14 protein-coding genes are annotated in these 20,773 nt (G+C 74.1%); 8 read left to right on the forward strand and 6 right to left on the reverse strand.

The genetic code is table 11. The features are described from left to right. Nucleotides 1-1,514 precede the first annotated feature (1,514 nt). The 3 genes from QBL21_RS30815 to QBL21_RS30825 all read left to right on the forward strand — a co-directional run bounded on the left by QBL21_RS30815 (nucleotide 1,515) and on the right by QBL21_RS30825 (nucleotide 3,885). The gene (locus QBL21_RS30815) at nucleotides 1,515-2,264 is read left to right on the forward strand and encodes a GPP34 family phosphoprotein (RefSeq protein WP_407565505.1); all 750 of its coding nucleotides are present in this window, start codon (nucleotides 1,515-1,517) and stop codon (nucleotides 2,262-2,264) included. A gap of 333 nt (nucleotides 2,265-2,597) precedes the next feature. Continuing rightward, on the forward strand, nucleotides 2,598-3,455 hold the full coding sequence (locus QBL21_RS30820; protein ID WP_407565506.1) for a helix-turn-helix domain-containing protein: 858 nt from the start codon (nucleotides 2,598-2,600) through the stop codon (nucleotides 3,453-3,455). 220 nt (nucleotides 3,456-3,675) lie between these two features. Beyond that, nucleotides 3,676-3,885: a DUF397 domain-containing protein gene (locus tag QBL21_RS30825; RefSeq protein WP_407565507.1), complete on the forward strand. Its 210-nt coding sequence runs from the start codon at nucleotides 3,676-3,678 to the stop codon at nucleotides 3,883-3,885. 145 nt (nucleotides 3,886-4,030) lie between these two features. On the opposite strand, the gene QBL21_RS30830 is transcribed toward QBL21_RS30825, so the two are convergent. After that, nucleotides 4,031-4,675, reverse strand: a complete 645-nt coding sequence (locus QBL21_RS30830) for an NADPH-dependent F420 reductase (protein WP_407565508.1) — start codon at nucleotides 4,673-4,675, stop codon at nucleotides 4,031-4,033. 140 nt (nucleotides 4,676-4,815) lie between these two features. Here QBL21_RS30830 and QBL21_RS30835 point away from each other — a divergent pair, with 140 nt between their 5' ends. Further along, nucleotides 4,816-5,223 (forward strand): winged helix-turn-helix transcriptional regulator, encoded by a 408-nt coding sequence (locus QBL21_RS30835; RefSeq protein WP_407565509.1) that lies wholly within the window; start codon nucleotides 4,816-4,818, stop codon nucleotides 5,221-5,223. On the opposite strand, the gene QBL21_RS30840 is transcribed toward QBL21_RS30835, so the two are convergent. The 4 genes from QBL21_RS30840 to QBL21_RS30855 all read right to left on the reverse strand — a co-directional run bounded on the left by QBL21_RS30840 (nucleotide 5,211) and on the right by QBL21_RS30855 (nucleotide 13,808). Continuing rightward, nucleotides 5,211-6,329: an ADP-ribosylglycohydrolase family protein gene (locus tag QBL21_RS30840; protein WP_407565510.1), complete on the reverse strand. Its 1,119-nt coding sequence runs from the start codon at nucleotides 6,327-6,329 to the stop codon at nucleotides 5,211-5,213. The genes QBL21_RS30835 and QBL21_RS30840 overlap by 13 nt on opposite strands. 181 nt (nucleotides 6,330-6,510) lie before the next feature. Then, nucleotides 6,511-9,906 (reverse strand): tetratricopeptide repeat protein, encoded by a 3,396-nt coding sequence (locus QBL21_RS30845; RefSeq protein WP_407565511.1) that lies wholly within the window; start codon nucleotides 9,904-9,906, stop codon nucleotides 6,511-6,513. A gap of 212 nt (nucleotides 9,907-10,118) precedes the next feature. Then, on the reverse strand, nucleotides 10,119-12,782 hold the full coding sequence (locus tag QBL21_RS30850) for a bifunctional FO biosynthesis protein CofGH (RefSeq protein ID WP_407565512.1): 2,664 nt from the start codon (nucleotides 12,780-12,782) through the stop codon (nucleotides 10,119-10,121). A gap of 108 nt (nucleotides 12,783-12,890) precedes the next feature. Continuing rightward, on the reverse strand, nucleotides 12,891-13,808 hold the full coding sequence (locus QBL21_RS30855; protein WP_407565513.1) for an LLM class flavin-dependent oxidoreductase: 918 nt from the start codon (nucleotides 13,806-13,808) through the stop codon (nucleotides 12,891-12,893). A 79-nt stretch (nucleotides 13,809-13,887) separates the two neighbouring features. Here QBL21_RS30855 and QBL21_RS30860 point away from each other — a divergent pair, with 79 nt between their 5' ends. Both QBL21_RS30860 and QBL21_RS30865 read left to right on the forward strand, forming a co-directional pair. Beyond that, on the forward strand, nucleotides 13,888-14,268 hold the full coding sequence (locus QBL21_RS30860; RefSeq protein ID WP_407565514.1) for a hypothetical protein: 381 nt from the start codon (nucleotides 13,888-13,890) through the stop codon (nucleotides 14,266-14,268). A gap of 159 nt (nucleotides 14,269-14,427) precedes the next feature. Continuing rightward, complete coding sequence (locus tag QBL21_RS30865; protein WP_407566621.1) at nucleotides 14,428-15,915, forward strand: CehA/McbA family metallohydrolase; 1,488 nt, start codon at nucleotides 14,428-14,430, stop codon at nucleotides 15,913-15,915. A 52-nt stretch (nucleotides 15,916-15,967) separates the two neighbouring features. Here the strand turns inward: QBL21_RS30865 and QBL21_RS30870 are convergent, their stop codons facing one another. Further along, complete coding sequence (locus QBL21_RS30870; RefSeq protein WP_407565515.1) at nucleotides 15,968-16,888, reverse strand: TIGR03619 family F420-dependent LLM class oxidoreductase; 921 nt, start codon at nucleotides 16,886-16,888, stop codon at nucleotides 15,968-15,970. A gap of 461 nt (nucleotides 16,889-17,349) precedes the next feature. Between QBL21_RS30870 and QBL21_RS30875 the strand changes: the two genes are divergently transcribed. Next, nucleotides 17,350-20,265 carry a BTAD domain-containing putative transcriptional regulator gene (locus tag QBL21_RS30875; RefSeq protein ID WP_407565516.1) on the forward strand — a complete coding sequence of 972 codons (2,916 nt, stop codon included), beginning with the start codon at nucleotides 17,350-17,352 and terminating at the stop codon, nucleotides 20,263-20,265. Between the two features lie 215 nt (nucleotides 20,266-20,480). Further along, on the forward strand, nucleotides 20,481-20,639 hold the full coding sequence (locus QBL21_RS30880; protein ID WP_407565517.1) for a hypothetical protein: 159 nt from the start codon (nucleotides 20,481-20,483) through the stop codon (nucleotides 20,637-20,639). The last annotated feature ends 134 nt before the right edge of the window (nucleotides 20,640-20,773 follow it).

Raw genomic sequence — 20,773 nt, forward strand, 5'->3', positions numbered from 1 at the left:
GAGCGCGTGGGCGCAGAGTCTCCGGATGCGTCGGAAGCCGTCTGCCGGGAGTCCTCGGAAGCGTCAGAGCCCGTCGCCGGGGAGTCCTTCGAGGCGCCGGAGCGCGAGGGGGCGGAGTCCCCGGAAGCGGCTGAGCCCGTCGGCGCGGCGTCCTTCGAGGTGTTCGAGGCCGTCGGCCGGGAGTCCTTGGGGGCGGCAGCGCCCGTCGCTCCGGAGTCGCGGGCACCGGCGCGGCTTCGGGCGCCCTCCACACGCGCCTCAGCCGCCTCAGAGCCCTCGGACCCACCCGGGACCCCACCGGCCCCACGAGAGGCGGCCTGAGGCCCCTCAGAGCCCTTCTGGCCCCCCTCGGTTCCTGCCCCGGCCCCGGCTCCGGGCACCGCGGTGCTCCCCGCGGCGGCGCTCCCGGGCTTCGTCCGGTCCGCGCCTCGCGCGCCGGATCCGCCGTCGCCGCCGTCGCCGGCCGGACCGCCCTTGGGCTTCGGCCGCGACGCGGCCGGCGCAGCCGCGCCATCCGTGTCCGGCGCGACCGCAGGGACCCCGAACGTCGCTGTCGCCGTGTCGTCATTCGGCCCGGCGCCGCCTCGCGCCGCGGGCGCGGCCTTGGGCTTCGTGCCGGAGCCGGCGCTGTCCGCCGGCGGCTTCGGCGGCGTCGCGGCGGCCGGCTCGTCGGCCTCGCCGTCCTCGGCCGCGGGCTTCGCCGCCCGGGCGCTCTTCGCCTTGGGTGCGGGCTTGGACTTCGGCCCGGGTGCCGCCTTCGCGTCGGAAGCGGCGTCGCGCGCCGGAGTGCCGGACGCGGCCTTGCCCGGCGTCTCGTCGCCGCCGGAAGCGGCACCGGCGTCGCCACTGGCGGGCTTCGCCGCGCCCCGCTTCGCCGCGCCCCGCTTCGGGCGCGATCCGGGGGCGGCGCTCGCCGGGTCCGGTGTCTTGCCGTCCTCGTCCGCCGGCTTCGCCCCGGCGTCGTTCTTCGCCTTGGCCTTCGGCCGGGACCGGGTCCCGGCCGCCGCCGGCTTGCCCTTGGGCTTCGGCCGGGGACCGTCCTCGGTGCTTCCCGCGTCGTCCTTCGCCGCATCCGCCCCGCCCGCGCCATCCGCCGCCCGGTCGGGCTCAGTTGCCGGCTCGGCGTCGGACTGGGTGGGAACCGGCGCGGCGGCGGGGGCGTTGTCGGTGGGGGACGCGAACGCCAGGCGTGGGTCGCGTTCGCCGTCCGAATCGTTCGCATCGCGCGAATCGCGAGGTTCGCGTTCGTCCACGGTCGCCGACCCCGACGGTTGCTGCTCCTCGGACCTTCCGGGGGACTCGACCGCCACCGACTTCCTCCTCCTGCGTCACAACCGCACAACCGCGTCAACCATGGCGTGGCCACCCACCCTAAGGGGACGCAGCCGTCTCTCGCCCGCATCTGAGAGACGAGAACGACATACCTACAGGTTCCCGCTCAAAGCGCCCACGCACTCTCGACAGACCAATGTGAGAGGCGTCACCCTGTCATTCATCCACGCGGGGAGGCATGGATGGGCAGGAGCCGCAGAACACTTCCGGAGGAGCTTCTGTTGCTGGCGCTGGACCCGGCCACGGGTACCACCGCACAGCCGCAGTCGCTCGACCTCGGCCTGGCAGGAGCACAGCTCGTCGAGCTCGCTCTGGCCGGGCGAATAGCCCCGGACGGGGATCGTATCGCCGTGATACTTCCGCGTCCGACCGGGGACCCCACTTTGGACACAGCACTGGAACTGCTGCGTCGCCGGGGCAGTCCCGTGCGCGCGGTGAACTGGATAGGTGGGCCACGCCTGGGGTTGCGCCAGACGTATCTCGCACATCTGGAGCGCTGCGGCATGGTGCATGCCGTGGAGAGCCAAATGTGCGGGGTACTACCAACCACTCGATATCAGGCAACGGACACCGCGATCAGCCGGGAGATACGTGCCCGGCTGGACAGCGCGATCCGCACCGGCGTACCGCCGGACCCGCGGACCGCGGCGCTTGCCGCGCTGGCCCACGCGGTCGGTCTCGGCAAGCACCTCTACCCCGGGAACGAGGGGCGCTCCGCGCGCTCCCGGCTCCGGGATCTGATCAGGCACGACCCGATGGGCGGTCTGGTGGCGCACGCTGTGATGGACGTGCAGAACGGTGCCACCGCTCAGCCGCGGCGCGCTCCCGGAGGCAGCCGTCCCGCGGCTCGTCCGCCGGCGGTCGCGCAGCCTGCCGGAGTTCCCGCGGGGTCCCGCCGCGCGGGGATGATCCGGACGGCCGCGGTGCGCTGAGCCCGCCCGTCGGCCGCGAGCGACGCCGAGCCCGTACCCGCCTCCGGGTGCGTACGGGCGAGGCGTGGCGCCGCGGTGCGCCGGGCCGGGAACGGGAGCCGCAACGCAGGGCCCTGTCCAGTCGAGTGGCCTCGACGGACGGGGCCCTGCCGTGCGTTCCGGCGGCCATTGCGGGTGCTCGCGCCCTCATGCGGCGCACATTGTGGGCCAAACCTTTGCCCTCTGCGGCGATTTCGCGACGATCGCAGCGACGCACGCTCCGTCGGTGGCAGGCTGCACCCAGTAATGAGATACGTCCGTACGCGGATATACGCACCCGGAGGTGCAACTCCCTTGGCGTCCAACGTCAACCCCACCGTCAGGCGACGCCGTCTCGGCCAGGAGCTGCGCAGGCTGCGCGAGCAGAAGAACATGACCGCGGAGCAGGTCGCGGACCGGCTGCTGGTCTCGCAGTCGAAGATCAGCCGGCTGGAGAACGGCCGGCGCAGCATCAGCCAGCGGGACGTACGCGACCTGTGCGGGGTGTACGAGGTGGAGGACGAGCGGGTCGTCAGCTCGCTGATGCAGATGGCGAAGGAGTCCCGCCAGCAGGGCTGGTGGAACGCCTTCGGGGACGTGCCGTACAGCGTCTACATCGGCCTGGAGACCGCCGCCGCCTCGCTGCGCATCTACCAGTCGCTCATCGTCCCGGGCCTGCTCCAGACCCGCGCGTACGCCGAGGCCGTCATCGCCGGCAGCTCGCCGGAGGTGACCGCGGCGGACGTCGAGAAGCGCGTGAACGTGCGGATGCGGCGGCAGGACCGGATAAGGGAGACGGAGCAGCCGCTGCGTCTGTGGGCGGTGTTCGACGAGGCGGCGCTGCGGCGCCGGGTGGGCAACGAGCTGATCATGCGCGAGCAGTTGGACCACCTGCTGGAGGTGTCGCAGTTGCCGCACGTCACCGTGCAGGTGCTGCCGTTCGAGACGGGCGCGCACCCGGGGGTCACGGGGCAGTACGCGATCCTGGAGTTCCCCGAGGAGTCCGACTCCAGCGTAATCTATCTGGAGGGCGTCACCAGCGATCTCTACCTGGAGAAGAGCGACGACGTCCACAACTACAGCATGATGTACGAGCATCTGCGGGCACAGGCGCTCAATCCCGAGCAGACCCGGAAGTTCATCGCGGATGCGGCGAAGGGGTACACCCGCTGATAATCGGGCGCGCGCCGGGTACCCCAAAGCGGAGGCACAGTACACCCGTACCGGGATACACCGAAAGAGCAGCGACCTATCGCCATCCGGTCGAGTGAAAGCTCCCTGACCGGTGGGTTGTTGAGCGGTAGCGTCTCGGCGTCGGGCCGGGGCGTCGACAACACTCCGGCCTGGAACGGGCAGGGCCAGAAGTTGAGTCCTTCAGCAAACCGGAGAGAACATGGCAATCGAACTCGGCGCCACCGGCGCTTGGACCAAGTCGACCTACTCCGCGGGCAACGGCGAGTGCATCGAGGTGCGTTCGACCGCTCCCGGGCTGGTATCCGTACGCGACTCCAAGGTGCCGGACGGACCGGTCCTGGACTTCGCCCCCGACTCGTGGGCCGCCTTCGTGGCCGAGGCGGCAGGCGGCGCCTTCCGTACGGAGTGACCCGGGTGACTCCGTGACGTCACCCGGGAACCACCGAGGACAGAGCAGCAGGGCATAACTGCACGACTGCGCGTCCGAAGGCCCTCTCGACTGGATCGCCGTCCCGGCCGAGAGGGTTCCCCATGTCCGCCTCCCTCAGCCTCCCTCAGCCCCCGGCGGGGCCGAACACGGCGCCGGGTTGCCGGCCCTGGCCCCAGAGGCCGGCCGCGACGGCCGCCGTCGCCTCCAGCAGCCCGGCCCGCTCCAGCCCTCCGCCGTCCAGGGGCTCGCACCCCATCTCCCCCACGAGGGTCCGCACCGCCGCCAGCGCGGCCTCGTCGTCCCCGCACAGCGGCACGTCGACCGGCGCGTCCCCCGGCCCGTACGGGCTTCGTCCCCACACCTGCGCGGGGGCGAGGTTGAAGCCCTTGACGACGTGCGCCCCGCCGACCAGGCCGGCGATCCGCCGGGCCGCGCTCGGCCCGCCGTCCAGCAGCTCCGGGGCCGGCTCCATGGTCGCCATGTCGAGGGGGTTGGTGCAGTCGACGACGGTACGTCCCCGCAGCGTTCCCTCGTCCGCGCCCGCCCGGCGCAGGGTGTCCGCCAGCGCCGCGTACGGGACGGCCAGCAGGACGACGCTCCCGAACCCGGCCGCCTCGCGCAGGCTCCCGGCCCGGCCGCCGACGCGCCCGGCCAACGTCTCCGCCTTCGCCGCGCTCCGCCCGCCGATCAGCAGTTCATGACCGGCGCGCGCCCACGAGCCGGCCAGCGCCGCCGCCATGGCCCCGGTGCCCAGCACTCCGATACGCATGCTCGTTCCTCCTTCGGTCCGTACCCGCACGATCCGTGTCCGCGGTGTCGCCAGGGACACTAGGAAGGTCGAAAGACACCGTCCGGTGCGTAACGGATGGGCTAGAAGGACGCCAGGAGCAGCAGGAGAAGGAGCGGGAAATGAGCGACACGCTGCCGGCCGTCCCGACGCACACCAGCCCCTTCCTCGCGGACTGCCGCGCCCGCGTGGGCATGGACGTGCTCGCGCACGCCTGGAACGGGATCGTGATCTTCGCGCTGCGCCCGGGCCCGCGCCGCCCCGCCGCGCTGCGGAAGGACATCGGCGGCATCAGCCCGAAGGTCCTCAACCAGACGCTGCGGAGGCTGGAGGCTTACGGGCTCGTGGAGCACCGCCGCTACGCCGAGGCACCGCCGCGCGTCGAGTACCGGCTCACCGCCAGCGGGCGGTCGCTGCTCGGGCCGCTGGAGGCGCTCGGCGCCTGGTCGTGGGAGCACGGCGACGCGGTGCTCGCGGCCCAGGAGCGGGCAGAGCAGGCCGGGCGGGCCGGGCGGGGTCAGCGCGGATAGCGCAGGAGCCAGGACTCGTTGGGGGCCGTGTCGCCGTGGAGCGCGGGCCCGAGGGTCATCTCCAGGGCGAAGTCGTCGGCCAGTTGCAGGATCGTGCCGCGCCCCTCGACCTCCGCCACCCACGCCGGCGGCAGCGCCGTCTCGCCGTGCTGGGCGCCCAGGAGGCTGCCGCAGAGGGAGCCGGTGGTGTCGGAGGCGCCGCCGTGGTTGACGGCGAGCAGCAGCCCGTGGCGTACGTCGGTGGCCGCCAGCGCGCAGTACAGGGCGACGGCGACGGCCTCCGCGGCGCTCTCGCCGGTGCCCAGCGGCTCCACCTGCTCCGGCCCGGGGTCCTGGCCCTGGCGCGCGTCGAGGGCGTCGAGCGCGGCGCGTACGGCCGCCGTGGTCTCCTCGTGGCCCGGGCGCGTGGCGAGGATCTCCAGCGCCCGCCGTACGGCGTCCTCCGGCGCGTCGCCGCGGGCGAGGCCGTGGACCGCGACCGCGTACGCGCCCGCCGCCAGATAGCCGGTGGGGTGGCCGTGGGTCTGCGTGGCGCACTCGGCGGCGAGCTGGAAGACCAACTGCGGCTCCCAGCCGACCAGCAGCCCGAACGGCGCGGAGCGCACCACGGCCCCCGGGTCCTTCGCCTCGGCGTTGCGGGGCTGCTGGAGGGTGCCCATGCGGTCGTCGGCCAGGCCGCGCAGGCAGGAGCGGGGGGCGCCGCGCTGCGAGTACAGCCACTCCTCGCGGGCGAGCCAGCCGTCCTCGGCCTTGCGCTCGTCGGGGCCCCAGTCCTTCTGCGTGGCGTACCAGCGGCGGTACGCGGCGTGCACGTCGGTCGGCGGGTGCCACCGGCCGCCGTCGCGGCGCACCTGGGCGCGGATGAGGCCGTCGACGGTGAACAGGGTCATCTGGGTGGCGCCGGTGACCGCGCCGCGGCGGCCGTGGGCCGGGGCGAAGTCGGCGGCGCCCTGCGGCCCGTGGGCGGTCCGTATGTCCGCCAGCGAGGCGTCGGTGACGCCGGCGCCGAGGGCGTCGCCTATCGCGCCGCCGAGCAGGCAGCCGCGCACTCTGCTGCGGAAGTCCTGCTGTTCGGCGCGGCCCCAGGTGCGGCGTGCGGTCGTCACTCGGCCACCTCAGTCCGGACGTTCGGTCAGGTCTCGCTCTGTCGGGTCTCGCGCTGTCTGGTCGTGCGGCGGGCCGGCCCGGCGGCGTGCGTCTCGGGCCGTCGGGTCCCGCGGTGTTTCCACGTGCTTCGGCCCAGCACTGTAATAGAGGGAAACGGAGAGGCCAGAGGGCGTATGCCCGTCAGGCGCGGGGCAGTTCGCGGAGCAAATCGCCGACTACCCGCCGATACCCCTCGATCCGGGCGCGGTCCGCCGCCGCTGTGTCCGGGACCGCGGCCAGCAGGCCGAACAGCGCGTGCAGCCCTCTGAGCAGCAGCCAGTACGGCGCCGCGGCCACCAGCTCCGCCAGCGCCGCTTCGGCGGCTGCCCAGTCCCCGGCGGCGGTACGGCACATCAGCCGGCACTCGGCCCGGTCCGCGTCGGTGATGCAGTCCTTCAGCATCGCCGCCTCCGCCGCCGCCCAGCGCTCGGCGGGCTGCGGGCCGTGCGTCAGCCGGGCCAGCAGGGCGTCGTCGAACCGGTTCACGCCGTCGTCGGGATCGGCCGCGAGCGCCGCAGCGACGTGCGGTGCCGCCTCCTCGTACCGGCCGAGCAGCATGAGCGTCTCGCCCCGGTGGTTGTGCGCGGACTCGTTGCCGGGTTCGGCCGCGAGCGCCCGGTCGAGCACCGTGAGCGCGTCCTCCCACCGGCCCTCCAGGGCGAGCAGCCGGCCCCGCAGGCGCAGCGCACCGGGGTGCTCGGGCCGGAGGGCGAGGACCGCGTCGAGCTCGGCGTACGCCTCCGCCGTCCGGCCGAGGTGGCCGAAGGTGCGGGCCAGGCCGAGCCGCGTCCACAGGAGCGTGCCGTCGATCTCCAGGGCGCGCCGGTAGTCCGCGAGCGACTCCGTGAAGCGGTCGGACATCCGGTGGAGTTCGGCGCGCTCCGCCAGCACCCACGGCAGGGCGGGGTCGATCTCCAGCGCGCGGTCCAGGTCGGCCAGCGCCTCGTCGTAGCGGTCCAGCGCAAGCAAGCACTGGCCCCGGCTGGCGATCGCCCAGGCGTAGTCGTCCCTGATCTCGATGGACCGCTCGAAGTCCGCGAGCGCCTGCTCCGTCCGCCCGGCGAGCCGGTGCACCTCCCCGCGGTCCGCCCAGCGCTCCGCCCACTGCGGATCGAGCTGGAGCACCCGGTCCAGATCCGCGAGGGCGTCGTCCAGCCGCCCCAGGACCCGGTGGCAGTAGCCGCGGTGGGAGTACGCCGCCTCGCTGGCCGGCGCCAGTTCCAGCGCGCGGGTGAAGTCCGCGATCGCCGCCTCGTGCCGCTCGGCCTCCTCGTGCATCAGGCCGCGTTCGATCCAGCACCACGCCCACTGCGGATCGAGTTCGAGCGCGCGGTCCATGTCCGCGAACGCCTTCTCGGACCGGCCCAGCTTGGCGTGGCACTGCCCGCGGCTGGCGATGGCGTACGCGTACTCGCCGTCCGCCGCCTCGACGGCCCGGTCGAGGTCGGTGATCGCCTGGGACAGGGAGCCCGTCAGGCGGTGCGCCTCGCCGCGCATCGCCCAGGTCATCGGGGAGGGGTCCAGCTCGATCGCCTGGTTGAGGTCGGCCAGGGCGTCGTCGAAGTGCTCCAGGGCGAGCCGGGCCCGGCCGCGCTGGGTCAGCGACCAGGAGCGGTCGGGGTCGTGCTCGACGCAGTGCGCGAAGTCCGCCTCCGCCTCCCGGTAGCGGTTGAGGAAGAGGTACGCCTGCCCGCGGCCCGCGTACGCGCGGGTGTAGTCCGGGTCGAGCGCCAGCGCCCGGTCGAAGTCGGCGACGGCGGCGTCGAGTTCGTCGCCGTTGCGGCGCTCCCGCCCGCGCAGCGTGTACGCGAGCACCTGCTCCGCCTGCGTCAGCTCCGCCTCGCGCAGCAGGTACGTGCACACCCCGATCAGCGCGCGCCCGTCCTCCCCCAGCGCCGCCAGCAGCCGCCGGCCCCAGTCCCGTACCGGCTCGCTGTCCGCGTCCGCGCCCGCCTGCTCCAGCGTCTGCGCCCACCGCCGGACGTCGGCCGGGCCGACGTCGGCGGCCTGGAGCGCGTCGCGGCGGGCGCGCGGCATCGCGCCCTGGGGGTCGGCGCACAGCAGGTGGTACGTCTCGTTGCGGCGGTGGCGGAACCACCGCTCGTCCACCCAGCGGTCCTCGTCCGGATCGCTCCCGGCCGGCAGGCTCGCCTCCAGCTCCGCGCACCACCCGGCGTGCGCCGCAGCGAGCGCGCGGTGCTGCTCGCGCCACCGCTGCGGCGACCGGGTGCGCAGCACCCGCAGCATCGCCGAGCGCACCACGCCGTGGTACTGCACGCGGCCGGCCTCGTCGCTGACGAACGGCAGCGCGCGCAGCCACCCGTAGAGCCCGCCGGCCGCTGGCTCGACGGCGACGCGGAACACGTCCTCGTCCAGCGCCGGCGGCAGCGCGGCGGCCAGCGCCGCGGATTTCTGCACCGGGTCCGCCACCCACTTCAGGAACCGCTCCACCGCCGTGCCGCTCGGGTCCCAGCCGCCGCCGGAGCCGACCGGCGGCGTCTCGGCGAGCATCGAGGTGAGCACCGGCAGCCGCCCGGACAGGTGCAGGATCTCGTCCACAAGCTGTGCGTCGGCGATGCCCTTGGCGGCGATCAGCCCGCGGGCCTCCTCCTCGGTGAAGACCTCCAGCTCCAGTTCGGCGGCGAAGTCTCCGGCGGGCCAGCGGGCGGGGTCGAGCCGCTGCTGCCCGGCGCGGGTCACCACGAGGTTGGCGGGGAGCGCGCCGTAGCGGTCGCTGGTCATCACGTCGCACAGCCAGGCGTCGAGGACCGGTCCGGTGCGCTCGTACGTGTCGAAGAAGAGCGCGATCCAGGGGACGGCGGTGGCGACGGCGCGCAGGTCGTCCAGGAAGGCGGGGGTGAGGGCCTGGAGCGGGGACAGGACGAGTTGGACGTCGTCGTGGCTGCGCAGCCGGGTGGAGAGCGCGGCGCGCCAGCGGTCGAGGCTCTGCGCGACCTGCTGCGGGTCCATGGCGCCGGCGACTGCGCCGAGTCCCGGTACGAGGCCGAGGCCGGCCAGGCCCGCCTGGGCGGCGATGCCGGCGGCGGGCGAGGCGGCGACGGGTACCTGGGCCGCGGGGGCGGCGGCCGTGTCCACCGGGCCGGCCTGGCCCGGCACGCCGGGGGCGGCGGCGCCGGGCGGGGCCTGGGCGCCGTCGAAGGTGGCGACGACGGAGTCCGCCTCGTGGCGCCGCTGGCGGTAGCGCTGGAGCAGCCGGTCGAAGCCCTTCAGCGGGTGGCCCTGGCGGGCGAGTTGGGTGCTGACCGCCTCCATCGCCTCGGGCACGCTGGCCGCCGCCTCGTCCACCTGCGCGGTCAGCGCCCCCTGCTCGCCGGCGAGCTGGAGCAGCCGACGCAGCAGCGACGTCTTGCCGACGCCGGCGACGCCGTGGAAGTGGAAGAGGAAGCGGTGCGCGGGATCCTCCGGGGGGCAGCGGAAGTTGTCCCGGTACGCGGCGATCTCGCGCTGCCGGCCGACGAAGCCGGACCGGCGGCGGTCGCGGATCAAGTCCTGCATGGACGGACGCACTTCGGGCACGGCGCCACCTCCCCCGGAGCGAGCTTAGAGCCTCGGGGGCGGGGCGGGTGGCAGGCCGGGACGGGTTCGGGCCGCGTCGTCACGGACCGGGGACGCCGGGTCCGTACGGGACGGCGCCCCGGCCCGTACGGGCGGGACAGCCCCGGGCCCGTACGGGCAGGACAGCCCGCGGTCCACGCAGGGACGGCGCGCCCCGGTCCGCACTCCCGCCGCTACTGGCCCAGCACCGGCAGCAGTTCCGGCAGCCGCCCGTCCGCCGCCTCCGCCGCCCGCCGCCGCTCCTCCGGCACCTCCCCGTACGTCGTCGTCCGCGGCCGGGCCGGGCGGCCCGCGGCGGCGGCGATCGCGACGAGGTCCTTCACCGAGCGGTACGACCCGTAGGACGACCCCGCCATCCGCGAGATCGTCTCCTCCATCAGCGTGCCGCCCAGGTCGTTGGCGCCGGAGCGGAGCATCTGCGCCGCGCCGTCCGCGCCGAGCTTGACCCAGCTCGTCTGGATGTTGGTGATGTGCGGGTGGAGCAGCAGCCGGGCCATGGCGGTGACCGCGCGGTTGTCGCGCATCGTCGGCCCGGGGCGGGCGATGCCCGCCAGGTAGACCGGCGCGTTGGTGTGGATGAACGGCAGCGTGACGAACTCCGTGAAGCCGCCCGTGCGCTGCTGGAGCCGCGCGAGCAGCCGCAGGTGGCCCAGCCAGTGGCGGGGCTGGTCCACGTGCCCGTACATCATCGTGGACGAGGACCTCAGGCCCAGGTCGTGCGCCGTGGTGACGACCTCGATCCAGTCGGCGGCGGGCAGCTTGCCCTTGGTGAGGATCCAGCGCACCTCGTCGTCGAGGATCTCGGCGGCCGTGCCCGGGATGGAGCCGAGCCCGGCCTCCTGGGCGGCGGTCAGCCAGTCGCGCACGGACAGGCCGGTGCGGGCGGCGCCGTTCATGACCTCCATCGGCGAGAACGCGTGCACGTGGATGCCCGGCACCCGCTCCTTCACCGCGCGGGCGATGTCGAAGTACGCCGTGCCGGGCAGGTCGGGGTGGATGCCGCCCTGCATGCACACCTCGACGGCGCCCACGTCCCACGCCTGCGCGGCGCGGTCGGCGACCTGGTCGAGGGAGAGGGTGTAGGCGTCGGCGTCGGTGCGGCGCTGGGCGAAGGCGCAGAAGCGGCAGCCGGTGTAGCAGACGTTGGTGAAGTTGATGTTCCGGGTGACGATGTACGTGACGTCGTCGCCGACGGTGGCGCGGCGGAGGTCGTCGGCGATGCCGCAGAGGGCGTCGAGGGCGGGGCCGTCCGCGTGCAGCAGGGCGAGGGCCTGGTCGTCGGTGAGCCGGACGGGGTCGTCGGCGGCGCGGGCGAGGGCGGCGCGTACGTCGGGGTCGAGACGGTCGGGCGCGGCTGCGTGGGCATGGGCGGTGGCGGGGGCCGCCGGGGCCGGGCCGCCCGCGGGGTTCGCGGCGTCCCCGGACAGTTCCCGGGCCGTCTCGCGCAGGGCCTCCCAGTCGCCGTACACCGCGTCGAAGTCGGTGCGCCGGTCGCCCGTGCGGCCCTCGGTGTCGATGGTGCGGTGCAGGTCCGTACGGCCCCCGGCGGCGAAGCCGCCGTCCGGCTCCTGCCAGGGCAGCCCTCGCGGTTGTACGTCCCGTGCGAGCCCGGTCTCCGGGTCGGCCAGTGCGCTGACGTGCGGCATCACCCGGGGGTCGAGCCACGGCTCGCCGCGCCGGACGAACTCCGGGTAGACCGCGAGCCGTTCGCGCAGCTCGAACCCGGCCGCCGCCGACCGCGCCGCCAGTTCGTCCAACCGCGGCCACGGCCGCTCGGGGTTGACGTGGTCCGGGGTGAGCGGCGAGACCCCGCCCCAGTCGTCGATGCCGGCCGCGATGAGCTTGCCGTACTCCGCGTCCACGAGGTTCGGCGGCGCCTGCACGCCGATCGCCGGGCCCAGGATGAGCCGGGTGACGGCGACGGTGGCGGCGAGGTCGTCAAGCTCGGCGTCGGGCATGCCGCGCATCGCCGTGTCCGGCTTGGCGCGGAAGTTCTGCACGATGACCTCCTGGAGGCCCTGGTACGCCCGCTGCACGCGGCGCAGCGCGAACAGCGACTCGGCGCGCTCCGCCGGCGTCTCGCCGATGCCGATGAGCAGCCCGCTGGTGAACGGCACGGAGGAGCGCCCGGCGTCCTCCAGCACCCGCAGCCGTACGGCCGGCTCCTTGTCGGGAGAGCCGTGGTGCGGCCCGCCGGGCTCGCTCCACAGCCGCTCGGCGGTGGTCTCCAGCATCATCCCCATGGAGGCGGCCACGGGCTTGAGCCGCTGGAAGCCGGCCCACGTCACCACGCCCGGGTTGAGGTGGGGCAGGAGGCCGGTCTCCTCCAGGACGCGGACGGCCATGGCGCGGACGTACGCCTGGGTGTCGTCGTACCCGTGCGCCTCCAGCCACTCGCGCGCCTCGGGCCACCGGTCCTCGGGCCGGTCGCCGAGCGTGAACAGCGCTTCCTTGCAGCCGAGCGCGGCGCCGCGGCGGGCGATGTCCAGCACCTCGTCCGGGGACATGAACATCCCGTGGCCGTCCCTGCGGAGCTTGCCGGGGACGGTGACGAACGTGCAGTAGTGGCAGCGGTCGCGGCAGAGCCGGGTCAGCGGCAGGAAGACGCTGCGGGAGTACGTGATGACGCCGGGCCGGCCGGCCGCCGCCAGCCCGGCGTCGCGCACGCGGGCGGCGGAGGCGGACAGGTCGGTGAGGTCGTCGCCGCGGGCCTGGAGCAGCACGGCGGCCTCGGACACGTCGAGGGCGACGCCGTCGCGGGCGCGCCGGAGGGCACGGCGCATCGCGTTGGCGGTGGGGGCGGGGACGGGCGGCGGCTTCGTCATCTTTCCGAGCATACGAGGCAGGTCGGACGCCGGGGCAGGCCGCCGGGCCGCGGGGGGGCCGGGGCGGGGGGTGCGGTCGGGCGGGGCTGCGGTGGCCGTGACCCGATCGCGCCGGCGGGGTCAGAGGAAGGGAGCGTAGGCGTCGAGCGTGCGCAGCACCTCCGCCTCGCCGGCGGGCGGGAGTTGGACGACGGCCTCCCGCACCCCCTGCGCGGCGAGGTACGCGAGCTTGCCCTCGCTCGGCCGCACGGCGTACGGCACCACCTCCAGTGCCGCCGGGTCCCGCCCGGCGTCCTCCCACACCTGCCGCAGCCGGGGCACGCTGTCGGTCAGACCGCCGCCGCCGATGGGCATCCAGCCGTCGGCGTACTCGGCGACGTGCGCGAACAGCTTCGGCCCCGGCCGGCCGCCGACCAGGGTGCGCGGCCCGTGGAGCGGGGGCGCGCCCTTGCGCTCGCGGGGCGCCTGGACGGGCTTGGGGTACGCGTCGGAGGCCCGTACGGCGGTACGCGCCGCGGAGCCGGGCACCTCGCCCGCCCCGTCACCCGCCCCGTCGCCGGGCGTCTCACCGGCCTCGTACGCCGTGGGCTCCGGCGACCAGAGGGCGTTCATCAGCCCCATCCGCCGCCGCCCCAGCTCCCGCCGGCCGCGCCAGTCGACGCCGTGGTCGTCGGCCTCCTCGACGTTCCAGCCGAAGCCGACGCCGAGCGTGAACCGGCCGCCGGAGAGGAAGTCGAGCGTCGCGACCTGCTTCGCCAGCACGATCGGGTCGTGCTGGGCGATGAGCGTGATGCCGGTGCCGAGCGCGAGGCGCTCGGTGACGGCGGCGGCCTGGCCGAGGGCGACGAAGGGGTCGAGGGTGCGCCCGTACTCGCGGGGCAGCGGTTCGCCCATGGGGGCGGGGGTGTCGCGGCTGACGGGGATGTGGGTGTGCTCGGGGAGATAGAGCCCGTGGAAGCCGCGTTGCTCCAGCTCGCGGGCGAGGACGGGCGGGCGCACGGTCTCGTCGGTGAGGAAGATCGTCACGGAAATATGCATTCGCGCAGTATCCGGCGGGGGTCGTACGCTGGAAAGAACCACGGCAGCGATTCCCCCGCCCAGATTCGGGAGGTTCGTCATGCGCGTACGACGTCATCGGTTCCGGCGGCTTCCGTTATGGATTCCCGGTGCCCTCGCGCTGTGCGTGCTCCTGCTGCCGGGGGCCGCGGCGGCGCAGACGTCCGGCGGCGGCATCGGCAGCGCGAGCAGCGCCGCGGGGCGGTACATCGACCCGGGGATGAACGCCGGGTCGACGATGGGCGCGACGGTGGGGGCGGGGACGACGATCTCCGGAGGCTTCTCGGCGAGTACGGGGACCACGAGCACGTCCGGCACGGCGGGCACGACGGGCGGCGGCGACTCCGGCGACTGGCAGACCCTCCTGTACGCGGTCGGCGCCCTCTTCCTCGTCTACGTGCTGCGCGCGGTGTTCCCGCGCCGGCGGAAGCCCCGTCCGTAGCACGGGTCCCGCCCTTCTCACCCGTCGCGCAGTGTTCCCTTCCGCGTCACCCGCGTATAGGACCCGTGTAGCACCGTTCCAGCGATGAACCCACGCGAAGGGACCGCACCCGTGGACAGACGCGACCTGTTGAAGCTCTCGGCGGCCACCGCCGGAGCGATGACGCTCGCCCCCGTGAGCTTTGCCGGCGCGGCGGAGAACGAGGACGACGGGGACCGCTCCGGCTCCGAGGACAGCAGAACCGTCACCGGCCATCTGGAGCCGGGCGCGCCGGACTTCGTCTACCTGCCGGTCGACGTGCCGCGCGGGGTGCGCGAGATCCACGTCTCGTACGGCTACGACCGCCCCCAGGTGCCCGCGGGCACGACGGGCAACGCGCTCGACATCGGCATCTTCGACGAGCGCGGCACGGGCTCGGGAGGCCGCGGCTTCCGCGGCTGGTCGGGCGGCTTCCGCACGGAGTTCGCGATCAGCGCGGACCGGGCGGCGACGACGCCGGCGTACCTCCCGGGGCCGGTACGGGCCGGCCGCTGGCACGTCGTGCTCGGCCCGTACACGATCGCCCCGCAGGGCCTCGACTACGAGGTGAAGATCACCCTGCGCTACGGCCCGTCGGGCGAGACCGCACCGCCGCGGTTCCCGCCCGAGCGGGCGAAGGGCCGCGGCCGGGCGTGGTACCGCGGGGACTGCCACCTGCACACGGTCCACTCGGACGGCGCCCGCACCCCCGCGGAGACCGCGGCGGCGGCGCGCGCGGCGGGGCTGGACTTCATCACGACGACCGAGCACAACACGTCCTCCGGGCACGCCGCGTGGGAGGGGCTGTGGGGCGACGACCTGCTGGTGCTGTGCGGCGAGGAGGTGACCACGCGCAACGGGCACTACCTGGCGGTCGGCACCGACCCGGGCGTGTTCGTGGACTGGCGCTACCGGGCGCGGGACGACGCGTACCCGCGCTACGTGCGGAAGATCCACGCCGCCGGGGGCCTGGTCGTACCGGCGCACCCCAACTGCCCGTTCGTCGGCTGCCAGTGGAAGTTCGGCTACGAGGGCGCGGACGCGGTCGAGGTGTGGAACGGGCCCTGGACGGCGGACGACGAGCTGGCGGTCGCGGCGTGGGACAACGCGCTGACGGCGGGCCGCGAGGGCGGCGGCCGAGGGGCGCCGGACTGGCTGCCGGCGGTGGGCAACAGCGACGCGCACCGCGACGGCCAGGTCGTGGGCCTGCCGCAGACGGTGGTGCTGGCCGAGGACCTGTCCCGGCAGGCGCTGCTGGCCGGGCTGCGGGCGGGACGGAGCTGGCTCGCGGAGTCGGCGGACGTGGACGTGCAGTTCACGGCGTCGGGCCCGCGGGGCGAGCACGCGGGCATCGGGGAGCGGCTGCGGGCCGCGTCGGACGCGCGGGTGACGGTACGGCTGAAGGTGGCGGGCGGCCCGGCGAAGACGCAGGTCCGCTTCATGACGGACGAGGGCCAGTTGTACGCGACGACGCTGGCGGACGGTGCGGGGACGGTGGAGTGGAGCACGACGCCGTCGTACGCGGCGTTCGTCCGCGCGGAGGTCCGCCACCCGGTGCAGGACGGCGGGACGAGCGGGCTGCCGGGGGCGATGGCGGCGATGACGAACCCGATCTGGCTGGGCCGCTGACGCAGGTGCGGGGCCAGGGCGGTGAAGAACCTGCCCCGGCCCCGCCGCGGACTCACCCCAGCCGCGGCGCCACCTCCCCCGCGAACGCCGCCATCTGGTCCAGCAGCTCCGCCCGCGACCGCGAGCGGAACCGCACCTGCACCTGGTCCACCCCGATCGCCCCGTACTCCCGCAGCGACTCCGCGACGGCCTCCGCCGGCCCGGTCAGCGTCCGGCTGCCGACGTTCCAGGCCGGCTCCCCCACGTACACCGCCTCCGTGATCGCGCCGAACGTGAACGGCGCCGCGAGCCCCGCCCGTTCGCGCAGCCGCCGAATGCGCCCGATCTGCGCCGGCAGCCGCTCCCGCCTGTCGCCCTGCGGCAGCCACCCGTCGCCGCGCAGCGCCGCCCGCCGGGTCGCCGCGGGCGACGAGCCGCCCACCCACAGCGGCGGCCCCGGCCGCTGCACAGGACGCGGCTGCTGCCCCAGCCCCCGGAACGCGAACAGCTCCCCCTCGTACGCCGGGAACTCCGCCGGCCCCAGCGCCGCCCGCAGCGCGTCCATCGACTCGTCCAGCACCGCCCCCCGCCGCGCGAAGTCCACGCCCAGCGCCTCGAACTCCTCGCGTACGTACCCCGCCCCGACCCCCAGCACCAGCCGCCCGCCCGAGAGGTGGTCGAGCGTCGCGTACTGCTTGGCGACGGCGAGCGGGTGCCGCAGCCCGACGATGGCCACGTGGCTCAGGAGGCGTACGCGCCGCGTGATGCCGGCGAGGTACGCGAGCGTGGCCACCGGGTCGTACCACGTGGTGCCGATCGCCGCCGCGAGCCGCTCCGGCACGGCGACGTGGTCGCAGCAGGCGACGTACCCGAAGCCGAGCCGGTCCGCGGCCCGCGCCACCTCCGCGAGGTCGGCGACACCGGCGCCGGCCTCCCAGGGTTCGGCGAAGCGGGTGCTCAGCGACTGGACCGGCAACTGCATCCCGTAGTCCATGCGCTACGCCCCGGCGCCCCGGGGCAATTGCCCGTACGGGAGCGGCAATAAGCCCCCTATACCGGACCCCCCGCTTCGCGCCCCCCGGTTTCGGACACCCCTGTTGCCACCGTGCCCGAACGGGCAATGCCTCTTCCGCACATATAGAATCCAGCCGATCTGCCGGGCACGACAGGTTTGGCCTATGTGGTTGTCCACCGTGATCGTCTTCGCCAAGGTGGTCTGCATGGGCTCACCGTAGCGCCGTCCTGACGAGGCGTCAGCTCACCCGCGGTGCGTGGGCGGGGGCGCACGGCAAGGTTCACACGCCGCGCCGCTGCGCGGGGTGTGCTCCCGAAGGCCGAAAAACGTCCACTTACTGGGCCAATGGCCCAGCCAGGACGCTGTCGTTGCTGACTAAAACACCCCCGGCAGGGCAGACTTGGCTATCTGGAATCACCGGGACCGGGGAGGGGGCGGCCATGGCCCACGAAGACGAGACGAGTGCGCTGCGCTTCGCCGTGCTCGGTCCCGTCCGTGCGTGGCGCGGCGAGGAGCCCCTTCCGGTCGGTACGCCCCAGCAGCGCGCGATGCTCGCGGCGCTGCTGCTGCGCGGTGGCCGTACCGCCACGGCCCAGGAGTTGGTCGACGGCATCTGGGGCGAGGACCCCCCGCCGCGCGCGGTGTCCGCGCTGCGGACGTACGCCTCCAGGCTGCGCCGGACCCTCGGCGCCGACGCGCTGGTGAGCGAGGCCGGCGGGTACGCGATCCGAGCGCACGACACCGAGGTCGACATCGCCACCGCGGAGGAACTGGCCCGCTCCGCCGAAGCCGCGGCCGGCTCCGGCGACTCCGCGCAGGCGCGCGAGCTGTACGCGGGCGCGCTCGCCCAGTTCACCGGCGAACCGCTCGGCGGCGTCCCCGGCCCGTACGCCGACTGGCACCGCGACCGCCTCGAAGAGCTGCGCCTGACCCTGCTGGAACACCGCATCGAGCTGGACCTCGACGCCGCCCGGCACGCGGAGGCGGTCTCCGAGCTGACGGCGCTGACCGCGGGCCACCCACTGCGGGAACGGTTCCGCGAGCTGCTGATGCTCGCGCTCTACCGCAGCGGCCGGCAGGCGGAGGCCCTGGCGGTGTACGCGGACACCCGCCGCCTGCTCCAGGACGAACTCGGCGTCGACCCGCGCCAGGAGCTGGCCGAGCTACAGCAGCGCATCCTCCAGGCCGACGAGGAACTGGCCGCCCCCAAGACCGAACCCCTCGCGGGCGACGCGCCGTTCCGCGTCGTACGCCCCGCGCAGTTGCCGGCGACGGTCTCGGACTTCACCGGCCGCATCGGCGTCGTGGAGGAACTGGGCAAGGAGCTGGCGAACGCACCGGACACGGTGATGGCGGTGTCGTCCGTGTCGGGCATCGGCGGCGTCGGCAAGACCACCCTGGCCGTCCACGTCGCCCACGCGGCACGGGAGTCGTTCCCCGACGGCCAGCTCTACGCCGACCTCCAGGGCTCCGGCCCGTCCCCGGCGGAACCCGCGGCGGTCCTCGGCGCGTTCCTCCGCGCCCTCGGCACCCCGGACGCGGACATCCCGGAACCGGTCGACGAACGCGCCGCCCTGTACCGCTCGGTCCTCGCCGGCCGCCGCATACTGACCCTCCTCGACAACGCCCGCGACGCCGCCCAGATCCGCCCCCTGCTCCCCGGCACGGAGGGCTGCGCGGCGCTGATCACGTCCCGCACGAGGATGACGGACCTGGCCGGCGCGCACCACGTCGACCTCGACGTGATGGCCCCGGACGAGGCACTGCTGCTCTTCACCCGCATCGTCGGCGCGGAACGGGTGGACCTGGAACGCGACGCGGCCATGGACGTCGTAGCCGCCTGCGGCTTCCTGCCCCTGGCCATCCGCATCGCCGCCTCGCGGCTGGCAGCCCGCCGCACGTGGACCGTCTCGGTCCTGGCCCGCAAACTCTCCGACGAACACCGCCGCCTGGACGAACTCCGCGTAGGCGACCTCGCGGTCAAAGCCACCTTCGAACTCGGCTACGGCCAACTCGAACCCGAACAAGCCCGAGCCTTCCGCCTCCTGGGCCTGGCGGACGGCCCGGACATCTCGATCACGGCGGCAGCGGCGATCGTGGACCGCACCACGGAGGACGCCGAAGAACTACTGGAAGCCCTGGTCGACGCCAGCCTCCTGGAATCGGCAGCCCCGGGCCGCTACCGCTACCACGACCTGGTCCGGCTCTTCGCCCGCGACTGCGCGGAACGCGAGGAACCGACGACGGAACGCGAGGCGGCGCTGTCGCGGCTGCTGGACTTCTACCTGGCGACGGCGGCGCGGGTGTACGAACTGGGCCGCCCGGGCGACACGCTGACGAAGCATCTGGCGTGGGAGATCGGGGCGGGGCTGGAGTTCAGCACCCGAGAGGATGCTCAGGACTGGCTCTTCCGCGAGGCCGACTCCCTGCTCGCGGCCGTCCGGCAAGCCGCCGGGGGCAACACCCTGGCATGCGCGGCAGACCTGCTGCTCGTCGCCAAGGACCTGGCCGAGTCCGGTGCCTATTCTCTCCAGTTCATCCGCGCCGCGGCTGCCGCCCTGGAGGCGGCGCAGGCAGAGGATGACACGCGCAGTCAGTGCAGGGCGCACACGGTGCTGTCCTCGGCGCACATCTTCTCCGGCCGGTTCGAGCAGGCAGACCTGCACGCTACGCACGCCCTGCTGCTCGGTGAGACGTGCAACGACGTCTGGGTGTGCGGCGAAGCGGCGACGGACCGCGGCCTCATCGCCTCCATCCAGGAACGTCACACGGAAGCCGACGACTACCTGGAGTACGCACTGACCGCCTACCGTGCGGACGGGAACCTCGACGGTGAAGCCATTGCGCTCAGCAATCTCTCGCGGCTCCACAACGACATGGGCCGCGCGGCAACAGCGGTGGAACTCGCCGAACAGGCGATTGCGATATATCGGAAGCTCAACGCCGAATTCCGGCTGGCAAACGTCATGTACGCACTGGGTATCGCCCTCACCGGTCTCCGCCGGCACGAGGACGCACTCGCCCAACTGACCCAGGCACTGGCGATCTTCCGTGCGCACCGGATGAGCCTCTGGGACGGCCTGACGCTGTTCCGCCTCGCCGAAGTGCACCTCGCCGCCGGACAGGCCACGGAGTCCGCCGCCCAGGCCGAGCAGGCGCTCACGCGCCTCCAGGGCATCGGAGGCGACTGGCATCGAGCCAACGTGCTGACCGTACTCGGCAGGGCCCTGGACCAGATCAGCCAGTCCGGTCGCGCCCGAGCATGCTGGTCCGAAGCGCTCTCCCTGCACGAGCGGGCAGGAGCCACGGAAGCAGCCCAAGTACGCGCGCTCCTCAGCCCGTCAGCCGTCGCCTGACGCTGGGTCAACGCGCTCGTTCATCGAACGTTTATCACGAACCGGCACCCTCCTTGTCATAGGCCCGTCACTTCGGGGGAATGGCAGGCCAACCGGGTGGCCGCTGTGCAGCACCATTATGGTGAGCGGCCACGCGGCGCCCGTCCGGCGACCCGCGGGGGAGTCGCCGGACGTGGTGCCTCAGGTATGCACGCCACCGAATAGGGGGAGAGCAAGTGCCGGAGAAGAAAGAGAAGTTCACGACAAAGGGCAACTCCAGGCCGATGCCGCCGACGGACGAGCCCGACCCGAACCTCGACCCGACTGACCTTGAGCCGACCAAGGACGACGACTCGAACGGCGACCTCAAGCCGCTCGGCAACTCCAGGCCCTAGTCGGCCTACAGAACGGCCCGAGGGGGGGCCGAAACGGCCCGGTCGCGGCAGCAAGATGGGGACTGCTGCGGCCGGGCCTTCCTCCTGCTTGGGAGGTGACGTGCCCTCTCCCAGCCGTTCCATCCGTCGACATC

The sequence above is a fragment of the Streptomyces sp. 184 genome, from assembly GCF_045781775.1.
Taxonomy (GTDB): domain Bacteria; phylum Actinomycetota; class Actinomycetes; order Streptomycetales; family Streptomycetaceae; genus Streptomyces.

Excerpts from the sequence above, each read along its gene's own strand:
- QBL21_RS30815 (WP_407565505.1), top strand. The coding sequence starts at position 1,515 with ATGGGCAGGAGCCGCAGAACACTTCCGGAGGAGCTTCTGTTGCTGGCG.
- QBL21_RS30825 (WP_407565507.1), top strand. The coding sequence starts at position 3,676 with ATGGCAATCGAACTCGGCGCCACCGGCGCTTGGACCAAGTCGACCTAC.
- QBL21_RS30830 (WP_407565508.1), bottom strand. The coding sequence starts at position 4,675 with ATGCGTATCGGAGTGCTGGGCACCGGGGCCATGGCGGCGGCGCTGGCC.
- QBL21_RS30835 (WP_407565509.1), top strand. The coding sequence starts at position 4,816 with ATGAGCGACACGCTGCCGGCCGTCCCGACGCACACCAGCCCCTTCCTC.
- QBL21_RS30850 (WP_407565512.1), bottom strand. The coding sequence starts at position 12,782 with ATGCTCGGAAAGATGACGAAGCCGCCGCCCGTCCCCGCCCCCACCGCC.
- QBL21_RS30855 (WP_407565513.1), bottom strand. The coding sequence starts at position 13,808 with ATGCATATTTCCGTGACGATCTTCCTCACCGACGAGACCGTGCGCCCG.
- QBL21_RS30860 (WP_407565514.1), top strand. The coding sequence starts at position 13,888 with ATGCGCGTACGACGTCATCGGTTCCGGCGGCTTCCGTTATGGATTCCC.
- QBL21_RS30865 (WP_407566621.1), top strand. The coding sequence starts at position 14,428 with ATGACGCTCGCCCCCGTGAGCTTTGCCGGCGCGGCGGAGAACGAGGAC.
- QBL21_RS30870 (WP_407565515.1), bottom strand. The coding sequence starts at position 16,888 with ATGGACTACGGGATGCAGTTGCCGGTCCAGTCGCTGAGCACCCGCTTC.
- QBL21_RS30875 (WP_407565516.1), top strand. The coding sequence starts at position 17,350 with ATGGCCCACGAAGACGAGACGAGTGCGCTGCGCTTCGCCGTGCTCGGT.